We start from the raw sequence: 13,825 nt of genomic DNA, 5'->3' as shown, positions 1-13,825 counted from the left end.
GAACAAAAAATTTGCCATGAGCTTTTATGTATTTTCTGGGCAATAAAAAAAGGATTTCAATTTTATGAAATCCTAAAAAATTTTTTTCATTAACTGATTAACCTCACGCAATATTTTTGCCATGTCTATCAGTTTTTCTTGTGGAAACTTTAAAAATAAATCTTGAACCTTCAATTCACCGCTATTTGTTAAAATCATTTTTACAACACGACGATCTTCTTTCTCTCTAATCCGCTCTACTAATTCCAACTTTTCTAGTTTATCGCACATTGATGTAACGGCTCCAGGTGTTACACTAAAGGACTCAGCAATTTCTGTTGCTTTCATACCACCATTAATCTTTAGCTGAAGTAGGAGGATTAGTTGGTTTTGAGATAATGATTCTCCCTCAGATAAAAGATTTATAAACATTTTCGATGTATGCTGTATTTCAAGCATCTCTTTCATAATGATTTCCACATTGTGCAATTGCTCATTTTTTGACATAGTATCACTGCCCATTAAAATATTTAATAACTAAATTATATAGTAAATAAATAATGTGGGCTACAGCAAACGTTGCTATTGACTATATCGATAACTTCAATTGCTGTTGTAATAAAGGTTGATTATATTAATGATATTAACCAGATGAGTGGCTCATCACCATAACGTCTAGTTGATTTCCGTTCCGACTGGGCGCTTTCCTGGGGGCGTCCGATGAGCCGCTTCACTCGCAAGGCTCGCTCCAGGGTCTCGGGCCAACAGGATGTTGGTCACGAAGGCGTTATCACAGGACGTGATGCTTTTAGCCTTCGTTCCTCTATATCGCTAATCCCCAAGGAGTCGCCCAGTCTCCACTCCAATCAACTTATATCCAGGGCATATGAAAAATTGATTAAAACACGCTCTTATTAAATAAATAGGGCAGATTAATTTCTTGAAAAAAACAAATTGTAAGAATATCCCCATTAATAATGTGACTGGATTCAAGATTATGAAATTATTACAATTGCATTTATTTTATAAAAGTATCGCGCATCCATTCATAAAATTTTTCCTTCTCTTCAAATTGTGGATAATGAGCTGATTGTTCAAAGGCAATAAATTCTTTTTTATCGGCTTCAATCATATCAAAGTATTTTTTTGCTGCATTAGATGAAGTGTTATAATCATATTTACCCATAACAAAATAGAATGGTAATTCAAGCTTTTTTACTTTAGTAGGTAATGGGTTTTGGTTTTTCGTTAATTCCTCAAGTAGAGTTTTTTGAGAATAGGATAGCCCATAGTTGTAACGAATCACATCTAATAAGTTATACTCACGACTGAATAACATAGTATTTATGATATTCCCATCAGGGTTATCAATAAGTCTCGAAGATCCACCATATTTTGCAACATAATTCCGTGGAGTAATCAGCTCACCATTTTTAATTTGTTCAGTTAACTCTTGTAAATATTGAACATCATCTGTATTGCCAGCTTTTTCTGCTTGCTGAATAACGTAGTTCAAACCGTCAATTTCGCTTCCTACTATATCACTTATCTGTCCAATTCCAACATATGCTGTATATTTTTCAGGAGCTTTAGAGGCAGCTTGAGTTGCAATATACGTACCATAAGAATGGCCAATTAATATTACTTTTTCTTTGCCAAGACGATCTGATATATACTCCGTCAAGGCCAATAAGTCATCTACGAGTAAGTCTGATGAAAGATTAGAATAATCCTCAAAAAAATGATATGATTTTCCGCTTGCTCTTTGGTCGTAATTCACGACCGTAAAATTGTTTTCCAATAAGTTTTGATACTTACTGGCATACGGTATTTCTGAACATCCAGGCCCTCCATGGACAAAAATAATAACGGGATTATCCTTATCTTTGCCACGTATCATAACTTCATGATTACTTCCATTTATCTTTACTTGCTCTAATGCACTTACACTGTTATTACCTTTAATATGGGAAGTCCATGTAGGGAATAAAAGCGCTGTTATGAGTAATACGATTGTAATGATTACAGTATATTTTATAAATTTCATTATCTTTTTCATCTAATTCCCCCCTGCGAACACGCGGAATATTATCTAAATTTTTAGATTTTTTTAGAAAGAGCTGTTGAATTGTACATTTTTCTTTTATAAACATAAAAGTACATGCTAAGGGGCCACCATAGGACTACGAAGATTGGATAAAACGCCCATATTACTCCTGGTGAAGAGACAATATTTACTGTAATAAAAAAGATGCTGATAAGAACTGTAGCGGTAACAGAAAATGCTACAAACGTTTTTCTTTGTGCGTGGTATAAAGCTAAGGGCCACCAAATTACTAAAAATGCTGGATAGATCGCCCAAGGGTATGGATGGGATAAAGTGATATTTAAAAAGGAGTAATAAATGATGGTACTTGCACAGCCTATCAGTGCAATTTTTAATGTTTTTGCTTTTTCTTCTAAATACATAAGAATTGGCCACCAGATGATTGGATAAACCGCATATATGAACCATATATAATCAGGTGAGTATAAATAATTTTCAATGATAAGAAAAGCAATAATCATGGCACTACAAACAAGAGAATATTGTTTATACATTCTTTTAGACATGAAAAATAAAGTAATGGGCCATAGTAAAACTAGTAAGCACGGGTAAATAAACCAAATTTCCTGGGGTGATGTCGTATAATTGACGATTCCTAAAAAAATCATTGTCATCAAACTGCCAACAATTGAAAAGCTAATTAAGTTCTTCATGTTTTATTCCCTCCATTTCTTACGTGACCAAACGAAGTACATAGATAAAGGCCACCATAATATTGCGAAGATCGGATAGATTGCCCAAATTGTATGTGGTGTATAGTAAAGATTAATAAAAATAAAAAATGCAATTATTAAGCCACTACCCCATATAGAGAATTCTAAATTTAATTTAGCCATGTTTTTCTTTTTAGGCTCCTTTACGCCTAATTCCTTTTTTAAATCCTCAATATCTCCAAACTCTACGATGGCTTTGTTGATGGCATCCTCTTGTTCTTTCCCTTGATCCATTAAATAAAATACTTTTTCTTCAAGATTTTGAATGATTTCTTGTTTAACCATCTCTGTTTCTTTATTACGAGGAATGTCTTTAAAAAGCTCATCAATATGATTTTTTATTTTTTTCATTCTAAGCCCTCCATAAATAAGTCGATAATTTCTTTTACTTCCGACCACTCTTTTACTAGCTCATTTAAATAAGCTTTGCCTAACGGGGTAATACGGTAATACTTTCTTTTGCCTCCGTGTGAAACATCACCATAATAGGCTTCAATAATTTCCTTTTTCTCAAGACGTTGAAAAACTGCGTACAAAGTTGCTTCTTTAATTTGAAAACGATTATTTGTGCGGATACTTATTTCCTGAGAAATTTCATAGCCATAACGATCTTTCTCTAAAATTAGCCTTAAAATAATGGAATCTAAGTGTCCGCGGATGATGTCACTTCGAACCATAAGTCACCTACTTATTTTTTATTGCTCTATCTGTCAGAGTAATATTAGCAAACATTACTCTACCTGTCAAAGTAATTTTTCCAAATACGTCCATATTTCTGCTAAGAAGGATCATCATCAAAACGTGTGGTTGATTTCCGTTCCGGCTGGGCGCTTTCCTGGGGGCGTCCGATGAGCCGCTTCACTCGCGATGCTCGCTCCAGGGTCTCGGGCCAATACGATGTTGGTCACGAAGGCGTTATCACAGGACGTGATGGTTTTAGCCTTCGTTCCTCTATCGCTAATCCCCAAGGAGTCGCCCAGCCTCCACTCCAATCAACTTATTGACATAGTAGACGTTTTAACAAAAGTCATCCACAACTTTTGGTGATGAACTATCAAGAAGCAATCAATCAGAGGGTAAAAAATCCCCATTCACTTTAGAGGTAAAAGGGGATTGGGGATATTTATTTAGAATTGAATTAAGATGAAAAATCCTCAAGGGGAACTATTCTTAGATTATCGATTTCACTTACATATACAATGCTGCAAGGAATATACCTAATGTCTCTTCGTATATGTCCTCGAATTGGCTAAGTGGAAGTGGATTTGTACCACTACCTAACTCAACAGTGAATCCAGGTCTACGCCAATCCTGGATAAACCAATCTTTATAGCCCGCATAACTGCCTGCTGAATTGATAGGCTCGTAGCCACTAACCCGGCTAAACTCATTAACCAGGATTTCTGACTCTGGTGGTTCGAGATTTTCAAAACCCGATACGAAAAACATATACATTTCTTAAAAAATGTAGACATCTCTACTGTGACACAACTTATATCTTCCGATTTTCGTATTTGTGTCTTCCTTCTTCTCTGAGTCTGGTTTCGCAAAAAGCTACTACCATTTAGTATGACTCTCCAAAGGCTTAAATTCCGCAGTATCGTTGCGTACACATCTAAGGTTTAGTGTCAGTTACATTCCTTAGATTGAGTAATTTGCTAAGTTAATGCTTGCGTTCAAATCTCTATCCAACTTTAATCCGCAAGAGCAGATATATAATCTGTCTTTCAGTTTCATATTGGAGTTGATTTGTCCACAACAAGAACAAGTTTTTGATGATGGAAACCATCTGTCGGCTTCAATAAATTTAATTCTGTATTTTTGACATTTGTATTGAATTTGCCGCTTGAATTCATATAACTTTTGCCCGGCTACCGCCTTCGCCAGATGTTTATTTTTCATCATACCTTTTACATGTAAATGTTCCTTTACAATACGAGATGGCTTGGTTTTCACAATCTCATTAGAACACTGATGTAAATGATTTGTTCGAATGTCGTTAAGTCGCTTATGGTGCGTTGCAGAACTGTTTTAATTGTTCAACAGAGTAATATCTCGTACCGCCAGAAGATACATGGGCATGCATAAACTCGCCCTTTACTCCATTCTTCTTAAAATTACAACATTTACACCAACACGTTTAGCAAATTTCCCAATGGACATTAATTCCATGCGTACCACCTCTCTTTCACTATGATAAAAACACATTACCCTATTTAGAGAGGTTGTTAACATTTTTATATTTGTATATATTTTTCTTGTTCACACGAAGGCGCAACCCTTCATGCAGTCTTTCTCTCACGAGTAGACCTCTTATGCTTTCACATAAGCGCAGACTATATCTTCATCTTATCTTCTAATAAGAGCCACATTTTTCTTCCGCCATTCGCTTGCGGTTTTACTCTCCCTCAAGGAGATAGTCGTTGAACGTCTTCCTTGTCTCATAAGAGATTTAGGACTTTCGCTGCTAAACATCCATTGTCAAAGCACTTAGCGCCACCGTTTTCCGTTGTCACGATGATCCTTTATGGACACTGAGTGATTTTTTTCAGCTTATGCCATCCTTGTTGTTTTTTCTGCTTTCGCACCGTTACGTCTGCCGTTTCCAGCTCCGCTTTGGTCACAAGGCTTTAGGAGTTAAAAGCAATTAACGTGGAGTTCGCACCAATCGCTTGATACGAAGGGTATTCTGTTATAAATCTATGCTTCTATACAGGTTTGTATAGTTTTGTCTAAATTTGTTGTAACAGTTTAGTTACCCAATAAATCACTCTACCTTGTGTATGAAACGCCAGAACTCTGGCAAAATCGCGCTTCTTTGTTAAATCAGCCATAGCAATGGCCTCAGGCTCGGACAAAGGTTGTTGGCCTCCAAAATCTCTTGGGCCAGGTGTTTTTGGATTTCGTGCGTTTTCGAGCTCCCATTTTGCAGGAAACTGATCGTTCAAATCGACACCATGTATATTTGCCTTCCAACCAGAGAAATCGGTGCTGCCGTTATTCCAAGTAATAAGCTGATTCCTTAATGTTTCTTCATTAGGTGGCCCTTGTAATACTAAATCAACACCATCGGGATTGACCATCGGAACGATAGAAAGGATTGTTTGCTGGTAAAGTGGGAGTAGGGATAAACCGCGAATTGTATTTTGATTGGTGAGAGAGAGTAAGTAGTCGTTTATAAAAGTTAAAATAATCGGAGTTGTAATCCATTCATTTGCATGAAAGGAGCCGTTATAATGGACACGCTTAGCCCCGTTCCCAATTAGTAGCTCTGGGATTTCATGCTGTAAAACAGAATGTCCAATTGTAGAACTTTGTAGAAACGGATAAGCATCGAGTAGTTTTTTGATATCGTTCATCATGGTCGTGTAAGTATAATTTTGTTTACCATTGATGAGCCTCCGTGTGATTCGTTGGGGAATGCGAATTGTCTGGTCAATTTGTAATTGATTTGGATTTAAATCAGGATTGACAAGAAAGATAGCTACTAATGGGAGATTTCTGCTTTGCGCTATTTGCCAAAAAGTATCTCCTTGTTTTAGTTGATAATTGACTGTCACGAATCCCGGAATCCGAATGCGTTGTCCAACCCTTAAAAATGGAAGTTTAATATTTCGGTTCGAATCTATAATTAGTTGAAGAGGTATTTTAAACACTTCACTAAAATGCCAAAGAGAATCCCCTGGTCTTACGAAAATGTCCACAATTGTTCTCTCCTTACTATCAATTATGTCTCGGCAAAATTGGCCAATATAAAATATATATGAAAAGAATATGGGACTTATTAATTTTTACTGGCTCATCATAAAAATGTGTGGTTGATTTCCGTTCCGACTGGACGCTTTGTCGCTGACGCTTCGCTGCAGGGTCTCGGGCCAAACACGATGTTGGTCACGAAGGCGTTATCACAGGTTGTGATGGTTTTAGCCTTTGTTCCTCTATCGCTAATCCCAAAGGAGTCGCCCAAATTCCGCTCCAATCAACTTATTTACATAGTAGACGTTTTAACAAAAGTCATCCATAACTTTTGATGATAAACCCTTTTAATGTGAACTTTGTTAAGCATTCCTCGCAAAGAGATTACTCTCTTAGCCTAAGAGGAAGAAACTTTGTTACTTTTTGATGTACAATGATACTAGATAATAGAGTTTATGTGAGGTAAAGGTAGGAAAATAAATGTTAAATAGATTAAAGATAAGTATACGAACTAAAATTACGTTAGGCTATATTGTTATCATACTTTGTTTACTTGCATCAGTGATTATCTTAAATAATCAAATTTCCTCTCTACAAAAAGAAAGAAATTATATTATCAAGAATGATTCAAATATACATGCTTTAACCAATCGCATTGAAAAACACATTTTAGATATGGAATCGAGCCAGAGGAGTTTTGTTATTTCAGGTGAATCAAGCTATTTAGAGTCTTATAATGAATCTGATGAAAAATGGGAATCTGATTTTAATGAACTTTATCAGATTGTAAAAAATAAACCAACAAAACAGAAGTTAAATGAGATAAAGGCAACGATAGAGCATTGGGTTACAACATTTGGTGAACCTTCCATTAAACTTAAAAAAGAAAAAAATGTGGGGGCATTAGGGGAACTCTATAAGGTAGGTACAGGTGCTAGAGACATAGAAACAGTACGAGATCAGTTTGAATCACTTCGTTCAGAGATAATTGCAACGATGCAAGCCAAAGTAAACGAGTTGGACAAAAAAAATAGTATAGTAGCACTTACACTGCTTGGCATACTTGTATTTATCTCAGTTGTTGCGATTATCATTGCAAGTGGTATTTCTCGTTCAATCGTAAAAACGTTAACAGAGGTTACACGAACAATCCAAGAAATCACTGCTTCCAAGAGCAATCAAAAAGGACGAATTCATGTTAGCACAAATGATGAAATCAATGCTCTTGCAGTCGCTACAAATGAGTTGTTGGATGCGCTTGAGAGAAGAGAATGGCTACAGTTGAATATCGCAGAAATTGTCACAAAATATCAAGGTATTTCTGCCATAACCAAATTAGCTGAAACCTTCCTTTCAGAAATAGCGCAAAAAACGCAGTCTTCCCTTGGCGCATTTTATGTTCGTGAAACTACTGATAATCATATACAGTTTGTAAAAAAAGCTGCTTTTGCGGACGCAACGGATAACGTTGGAATTGAGAGCTTTAAACTGGGACAAGGCTTGATTGGACAATGTGCTTTAGAAAAAAAGGTTTTAATTTATAATGATATTCCAGAAGATTTCCGTTTAATAGGCACTGGTTTAGGGAAAGTACCGCCAAAAGGTATTTTTATCGTCCCTATTATATTTGAAAATGACGTAATCGCTGTCGTTGAATTAGCTACAATAACTAGCTTTAATGAGCTGCAGCAGGAATTAGTGAAGCAAGTTATCGAAACCTTTGGATTAACGATCAACAGTGTCCTAGGGCGTATGGAAATTGTCCGTTTATTGAACGAGTCAAGAGCTATGACAGAGGAATTACAGGCACAATCTGAAGAGCTTCAGACACAATCAGAAGAATTGCAGATGCAAACAGAGGAACTGACAATGATTAATGACCAATTGGAAGAAAGAACAAAAGAGGCAGAGTTAAAGTCGAGAGAATTAGAACAAGCTAAAAAAGAATTAGAGGAAAGTGCGGAACAGTTGTTACTAAATTCAAATTATAAATCTGAGTTTTTAGCCAATATGTCACATGAACTACGAACGCCACTGAATAGCATATTAATTTTATCTGAAATGTTAGCTGAAAATAGCCAAAATACTTTATCAGAAGAGGAAGCTGAATTTGCAAAGGTTATCCATTCTTCAGGGGAAGATCTACTGGCATTAATTAATGATATTTTAGATTTATCAAAAGTTGAGGCAGGTAAGCTGGATATTAGTTTTGATGAAATGAATATGAGTGAGGTTCCTGTACAAATCGAGCAAACTTTTGCGCCTGTAGCAACGAAAAAAAATCTACAATTCTATATTTCGAAAGACGAAAATGTAGTCGATATTTTCTATACTGACGAACAAAGATTCCAGCAAATATTGAAAAATTTATTATCAAATGCCTTTAAATTTACAACACAAGGCTCAGTTCATCTTGACATTAAACAGCTTAGTGAAGAACAGTTAACAAATAATATGCAGGATGTTAGTGCTGACTGGTTAGAGATCATAGTTTCCGATACAGGAATAGGGATTCCGAAGGACAAGCATCAGCTTATTTTTGAATCATTCCAACAGGCTGATGGGGCAACAGTACGTAAATACGGTGGAACAGGTCTTGGCTTGTCCATTTGTAAAGAGCTTGTGGGATTACTTGGCGGCTGGATTTCTTTACAAAGTAGTGAAGGGCAAGGTAGTACATTCACACTAACAATCCCAAGCTTGCCAAATGGCATCGAAGAGCAAAAACGTCTTGAACTTGCTATTCATGAAGTAGGGGCTACTAATGAATTAGAAGAGCTAATGGAAGTACTATCGGAAACTCAGGACTTCTCTCAACAAGAGGTAGAAGTTTTTCAAGGGAAAAATATTTTAATTGTAGACGATGATTACCGTAATATATATGCATTAAAAAACGCACTCGAAAAACGAGGTATGAATATCTTAGTTGCCAAAGATGGGATAGAGTGTTTAGATATTATGCAAGCTAATGATGAAATTGATCTTATTCTGATGGATATTATGATGCCGAATTTGGATGGCTATGAAACGATGTCGATTATACGCAAACAAATGAAGATTACGGATTTACCGATTATCGCTTTAACAGCGAAGGCCATGAAAAATGACCGAGATAAAACATTAGAGGCTGGTGCCTCAGATTATATAAGTAAGCCATTAAATTTAGATCAATTAATATCCGTTTTAAGAGTATGGCTAGTTTCTAAAGGGAGTTTATAAAATGGACCGATTTCCTTTGCAGCAAAAAAAACATACAGATTTAGAAATTGATTTGTTACTTGAGGCTATTTATCGTTTATCGGGATTTGATTTTCGACAATATAATCGTTCTTCTATATTACGAAGGGTTTATAGTAGGATGAGGATGAGTAATATTCCAACCATTTCTCGTGTACTTGAAAAAGTAATACACGAAAATGATTTTTTAGAGCAACTATTGAATGATTTTTCTATAAATGTGACTGAAATGTTCCGTAACCCTAGTTTTTTTAAGGCTTTTCGCCAAGAGGTTGTACCGCATCTAAGAGATTACCCTGAAATTCGGATATGGCATGCAGGATGTGCCACGGGTGAGGAAGTATACTCCATGGCTATTTTGCTACAGGAAGAAGGGTTAATGGATCAAGCCGTTATTTACGCTACGGATATGAACGAACAAGTATTGGAAGAGGCAAAAAAAGGAGTATTTCCGATTAACAAAATGCAGGCATATACGAAAAACTATATGCTTGCAGGCGGCATCCATGCTTTTTCTGAATACTATAAAACAGATTATCAAAATGCTTATTTCCATCCGTCACTGTTAAAAAACATTATATTTGCACAGCATAATTTAGTAACAGATCAATCGTTTAATGAATTTCATGTCATTATGTGCCGAAATGTTTTAATTTATTTTTCACCTGAGTTACAAAACCAGGTGCATCATTTGTTTTCCGAAAGTCTAAGTGATAATGGGTTTTTATGCTTAGGAGATAAAGAGACACTCCGATTTGAAGATATTATTTCAAAATATAAAGAAATCGTAGGCAATGAAAAAATATATCAGAAGATAAAGTAAGATAAAAAATAGGCTGTTGTCCAAGTTTCTCCACAGTAAAGACTTAGGCAACAGCCACTTTTTATGTAGTTTACCGTGCCTGTATCATTAATACACACATATCATCTGGTTGATTCCCTTGTTTCTCCATAGGCAGTAAATGGTCAATCAGACGTCGAGAATGATCCCATTTCGTAGATATTAGTGTTTGTAAATGCTTCTCGGATTCCATTTCACATGGTCCCATTGCCTCTAACACACCATCCGTATATAAAATAATTTGTACTTCCTCATTGTATTGAATGCATTGCTTTTGTACGTTGATCTCATCGAAAAAGCCGACTGCACAGCTTCCTTGATTTAAATGTACGAGCGTCTTTTCGTCAACTAGAGCATAGCCAGAAGGATGACCAGCGTTCACATATTCAATGGTTTTTTGTTCTGTATCTATCACTAAATAAATAGCTGTGAAATAAAAAAGATTGTCCTCTTTTCCGTTTCGTAAAAGTGTCATATAACGGTTTAACTCTTTTATAACTAATTCAGGATCTTCTAATTGTTTAACAGCTTCTCTTAGGACAGAGGAGATAAACATACAAACAAGCGCTGCAGGGATACCATGTCCCATCATATCAAGCAAAATGATAGCATATCGATGATCATTTATTTTATGCCAATAATACATATCCCCTGCTAAATTAGAAGAAGGAAGATAAGAGACCTCTATTTGAATAGTAGCCTCATTTAAAGGGGCGCTCAAAAGGCTTCTTTGTACGTGTGTGGCTAAATCTAATTCGTATTGTATTTTCTTTTCTTGCTGAGTATGCCAATCTAATTCAGCTTTCAATCGTAAAGCAACTCGAATTCTAGCAAGAAGCTCGGTTTTATTAATCGGTTTTGTAATATAATCAACTCCACCGATATCAAGTGCTTCGGCGAGCGTGTTTTTATCTTCTAGAGCTGTGACAAAGATAATTTGGATATTTTTTAATCGTTCATTTTGTTTAATACGCTTACAGGCCTCAATACCGTCTATTTCAGGCATCATAATATCTAATAAAATTAAATCTACTGAATTTCCTGTTGAATTTGGTACATCTAACTGTAAATAATCAAAAAGCTCATAGGCAGATGTTAGAGAAACACAGTTATCATAACCTGCATTTTTTAATATTTTTTCAATTACAAATAGATTGACTTGATTGTCATCTACAAGAAGAATGGTCATAATTATTTCCCCTTATTTTGTCTGAATTAGTGCAGATTATTTATGAATGTATTTAATAAAACTCTCAACTTTATTATACAAAACATTAGAGAATAACGGTATTTTGAGCGATGGGGGAGTTTTTATACGTTTTTTAGTAGGTAGTAAAATAGATGAATAAGTATAGGGCCAACAAAAAAGAGTCAGCCCCAAAACGTATTTTCTTTTCAAATTTTAGCCTTTTTAAAGCCACTATAAATATCAAATGCATTTGCTATGATGGCGATAGCGATGCTTACGAATAATATTCGATCTATAGCAATCAAAATCTTAGCAGAGGTCGTTTCCGTAATCGCAGCGATATAAGGTATAGCGGGACTGTGTATGAGATCAGGGTGAATAGCCATGAGAATAAAAACAATGATTCCTGTACATTGAAGAAGAGCATTAGCTACGGCAATTAACATTGTCCATTGGCCAGCCTTCAATTTCCATAATGTTAAAGCTACACTTAAAACGATACAAAATAAAATAATCGGTGCAAAGGAGAGTAAGACATCCTGCTTGAATATAGGCATAACAAATTTAAAGCCACCTTTATTGTGTGAGGTATAGATTCCTATAAGGTGATGAGCATTGAAATAGACAAAGGAGAAGATAGCAATACCTAAGAAACTAAAAATATTATCATTAAGTGAAATCGTTTTTTCCTTAGGAATTATTTTAACTTTAGCTAAATCATCAGGTGTCCATTCTGGATGGTTTTTTATAAGGGGTATTCGAATATTATTTCCTTCAGATCGTTCTATGACAATGAAAGTAACTGTAATCCAGAATAGTACGTAGATGATTACTGAAATAATATGAGCGATAGTTATAGAAATAGTTTTAATAATAGCAGACAGAAGAGCACCACCTTCTTCACTATAAAGCACAATACTTTCTATCATCTGTACAATAACTGTAATAATAATCGCCCAAGGAACAACTAATTTTATGGTCCTTATATAAGTGTCAAACACTTTTGGACCGATTAATAATCGTGGTGTGTTTTGATAGCTTGCTGCAACTTCTACAGGATTTCCTAGCGTTTTAAGCACTTCCTTTATATCTGATTCTGAATAATCTTCAGGTAACATATTTTCAATAGTAGATTTTAACTCTAGACTGATTTCATCACGTTTTTCTTTGTGGATCCTTTTAGTTACTTCATGAATATATGCATCAATCAGATTCATTCTTTCCGTCTCCCTTCAATAATTCATGCTGTCCAAAGTCCATAACGCCATCCCATTTTGAGTTGTTCATAAAAAAACAATCCGTATGTGCTCAACACATCATAGATCCGAGCTTTGCCTTTGTTTGTAGCCTAGCTGCTTGTAATCACTGCCTGATGCCCTAATCGACAGGGCCATGAGAATATTGTGCGCAGTTCATTGTTACTGCCAGTTCGAGATACTGAATAAGGATCTAGCTATTAAACTGTTTATGTAGTTGACTTAAAACAACAAGCACTTATGTACCACCCTATAATTCCTTTCTGTATCCATCTAATAAGGAGGGCTCACCTTAATTACTTCAGGTTTTAATGCAGTCAGCAGACAGTATTATTTACACGTGGTAATATATGTTATTATCAAGGACTGAAATTAATGTAAAAAAAGCATGCTTAATAATAAATTTAGTGTAGGATGGGGATGTATATGAGAATCGTTGAAAAATTATTGAAGGGAGAAGATTTTATACATCAGAAGGGTAGTTTACAGCCAACAAGAGAGTAGTTAAAGGACCTCTTATACACAATCAAAACAATGATGCATCATTTTCAGTATTATGGGCTACGGGAAGATTACAAACTAGTTGGTGGCAATGTGACTCCGTGATTTTGAAATGAAACTTCATTCCAATGACAGGAGTCGAACTAATTTGTAGTTGATTTCCTTCATGAAAAAGAAAAGATTGCCAACGAATAAATAGCTCATTTTTCTAAGATTCAAGTGTTTTGCTTACTGTAATAAAGCAATTCCACAGTAGAAAGCTATTGTTCTTTTTTCATAAAGAGGGCAGAGCGTACAGGTCGTTCC

12 protein-coding genes and 4 pseudogenes are annotated in these 13,825 nt (G+C 35.5%); 5 read left to right on the top strand and 11 right to left on the bottom strand.

Translation table 11 applies throughout. The features are described 5' to 3' along the window. Positions 1–72: 72 nt before the first annotated feature. The gene (locus ACFCYJ_RS26495) at positions 73–486 is read right to left on the bottom strand and encodes a MarR family winged helix-turn-helix transcriptional regulator (RefSeq protein ID WP_376078854.1); all 414 of its coding nucleotides are present in this window, start codon (positions 484–486) and stop codon (positions 73–75) included. A gap of 213 nt (positions 487–699) precedes the next feature. On the opposite strand from ACFCYJ_RS26495, the gene ACFCYJ_RS26490 reads away from it, so the two are divergent. Continuing rightward, complete coding sequence (locus tag ACFCYJ_RS26490; RefSeq protein ID WP_376078852.1) at positions 700–897, top strand: hypothetical protein; 198 nt, start codon at positions 700–702, stop codon at positions 895–897. A gap of 100 nt (positions 898–997) precedes the next feature. Here ACFCYJ_RS26490 and ACFCYJ_RS26485 read toward each other — a convergent pair whose 3' ends face one another. Genes ACFCYJ_RS26485 through ACFCYJ_RS26470 form a run of 4 tightly spaced genes read right to left on the bottom strand, consistent with a single transcriptional unit; the run spans position 998 to position 3,476 of the window. Continuing rightward, the gene (locus tag ACFCYJ_RS26485; RefSeq protein ID WP_376078850.1) at positions 998–2,038 is read right to left on the bottom strand and encodes an alpha/beta fold hydrolase; all 1,041 of its coding nucleotides are present in this window, start codon (positions 2,036–2,038) and stop codon (positions 998–1,000) included. Between the two features lie 41 nt (positions 2,039–2,079). Beyond that, complete coding sequence (locus tag ACFCYJ_RS26480) at positions 2,080–2,739, bottom strand: hypothetical protein (protein ID WP_376078848.1); 660 nt, start codon at positions 2,737–2,739, stop codon at positions 2,080–2,082. A 3-nt stretch (positions 2,740–2,742) separates the two neighbouring features. Continuing rightward, a complete protein-coding gene (locus tag ACFCYJ_RS26475) occupies positions 2,743–3,150 on the bottom strand; it encodes a permease prefix domain 1-containing protein (protein WP_376078846.1) in 408 nt (135 codons plus the stop codon). Then, positions 3,147–3,476, bottom strand: a complete 330-nt coding sequence (locus ACFCYJ_RS26470) for a PadR family transcriptional regulator (RefSeq protein ID WP_053482886.1) — start codon at positions 3,474–3,476, stop codon at positions 3,147–3,149. The genes ACFCYJ_RS26475 and ACFCYJ_RS26470 overlap by 4 nt, the downstream gene beginning before the upstream one ends. A 171-nt stretch (positions 3,477–3,647) precedes the next feature. Between ACFCYJ_RS26470 and ACFCYJ_RS26465 the strand changes: the two genes are divergently transcribed. Continuing rightward, positions 3,648–3,803: a hypothetical protein gene (locus ACFCYJ_RS26465; RefSeq protein ID WP_376078844.1), complete on the top strand. Its 156-nt coding sequence runs from the start codon at positions 3,648–3,650 to the stop codon at positions 3,801–3,803. Between the two features lie 184 nt (positions 3,804–3,987). On the opposite strand, the pseudogene ACFCYJ_RS26460 reads toward ACFCYJ_RS26465, so the two are convergent. The 4 pseudogenes from ACFCYJ_RS26460 to ACFCYJ_RS26445 all read right to left on the bottom strand — a co-directional run. Next, positions 3,988–4,233: pseudogene (locus ACFCYJ_RS26460) on the bottom strand (peptidase M14); the annotation flags it as partial. A 207-nt stretch (positions 4,234–4,440) separates the two neighbouring features. Then, positions 4,441–4,812, bottom strand: a pseudogene (locus tag ACFCYJ_RS26455) (RNA-guided endonuclease InsQ/TnpB family protein); the annotation flags it as partial. A gap of 10 nt (positions 4,813–4,822) precedes the next feature. Continuing rightward, a pseudogene (locus ACFCYJ_RS26450) lies at positions 4,823–4,971 on the bottom strand (MerR family transcriptional regulator); the annotation flags it as partial. A 587-nt stretch (positions 4,972–5,558) separates the two neighbouring features. Further along, a pseudogene (locus ACFCYJ_RS26445) lies at positions 5,559–6,503 on the bottom strand (M14 family metallopeptidase); the annotation flags it as partial. A gap of 108 nt (positions 6,504–6,611) precedes the next feature. Between ACFCYJ_RS26445 and ACFCYJ_RS26440 the strand changes: the two are divergent. From ACFCYJ_RS26440 to ACFCYJ_RS26430, 3 genes are all read left to right on the top strand, one after another. Then, the gene (locus tag ACFCYJ_RS26440) at positions 6,612–6,830 is read left to right on the top strand and encodes a hypothetical protein (protein WP_376078842.1); all 219 of its coding nucleotides are present in this window, start codon (positions 6,612–6,614) and stop codon (positions 6,828–6,830) included. Between the two features lie 145 nt (positions 6,831–6,975). Then, entirely contained in the window at positions 6,976–9,714 is a 2,739-nt protein-coding gene (locus tag ACFCYJ_RS26435) for an ATP-binding protein (protein WP_376078840.1), read from the top strand. Position 9,715: 1 nt separating this feature from the next. Then, complete coding sequence (locus ACFCYJ_RS26430; RefSeq protein ID WP_376078838.1) at positions 9,716–10,555, top strand: CheR family methyltransferase; 840 nt, start codon at positions 9,716–9,718, stop codon at positions 10,553–10,555. Positions 10,556–10,625: 70 nt separating this feature from the next. Here ACFCYJ_RS26430 and ACFCYJ_RS26425 read toward each other — a convergent pair whose 3' ends face one another. Continuing rightward, a complete protein-coding gene (locus ACFCYJ_RS26425; RefSeq protein ID WP_376078836.1) occupies positions 10,626–11,762 on the bottom strand; it encodes a SpoIIE family protein phosphatase in 1,137 nt (378 codons plus the stop codon). A gap of 206 nt (positions 11,763–11,968) precedes the next feature. Continuing rightward, positions 11,969–12,979: a hypothetical protein gene (locus ACFCYJ_RS26420; RefSeq protein WP_376078835.1), complete on the bottom strand. Its 1,011-nt coding sequence runs from the start codon at positions 12,977–12,979 to the stop codon at positions 11,969–11,971. Between the last annotated feature and the right edge of the window lie 846 nt (positions 12,980–13,825).

The organism is Lysinibacillus sp. NPDC056232 (assembly GCF_042267565.1).
Lineage (GTDB): Bacteria > Bacillota > Bacilli > Bacillales_A > Planococcaceae > Lysinibacillus.
Note: the sequence above shows the minus strand (reverse complement) of the source record. Positions and strands in the feature narration are given on the sequence as shown.

Coding starts and splice junctions, on each gene's coding strand:
- ACFCYJ_RS26495 (WP_376078854.1), bottom strand. CDS start 486: ATGTCAAAAAATGAGCAATTGCACAATGTGGAAATCATTATGAAAGAG.
- ACFCYJ_RS26490 (WP_376078852.1), top strand. CDS start 700: ATGAGCCGCTTCACTCGCAAGGCTCGCTCCAGGGTCTCGGGCCAACAG.
- ACFCYJ_RS26485 (WP_376078850.1), bottom strand. CDS start 2,038: ATGAAAAAGATAATGAAATTTATAAAATATACTGTAATCATTACAATC.
- ACFCYJ_RS26480 (WP_376078848.1), bottom strand. CDS start 2,739: ATGAAGAACTTAATTAGCTTTTCAATTGTTGGCAGTTTGATGACAATG.
- ACFCYJ_RS26475 (WP_376078846.1), bottom strand. CDS start 3,150: ATGAAAAAAATAAAAAATCATATTGATGAGCTTTTTAAAGACATTCCT.
- ACFCYJ_RS26470 (WP_053482886.1), bottom strand. CDS start 3,476: ATGGTTCGAAGTGACATCATCCGCGGACACTTAGATTCCATTATTTTA.
- ACFCYJ_RS26465 (WP_376078844.1), top strand. CDS start 3,648: ATGAGCCGCTTCACTCGCGATGCTCGCTCCAGGGTCTCGGGCCAATAC.
- ACFCYJ_RS26435 (WP_376078840.1), top strand. CDS start 6,976: ATGTTAAATAGATTAAAGATAAGTATACGAACTAAAATTACGTTAGGC.
- ACFCYJ_RS26430 (WP_376078838.1), top strand. CDS start 9,716: ATGGACCGATTTCCTTTGCAGCAAAAAAAACATACAGATTTAGAAATT.
- ACFCYJ_RS26425 (WP_376078836.1), bottom strand. CDS start 11,762: ATGACCATTCTTCTTGTAGATGACAATCAAGTCAATCTATTTGTAATT.
- ACFCYJ_RS26420 (WP_376078835.1), bottom strand. CDS start 12,979: ATGAATCTGATTGATGCATATATTCATGAAGTAACTAAAAGGATCCAC.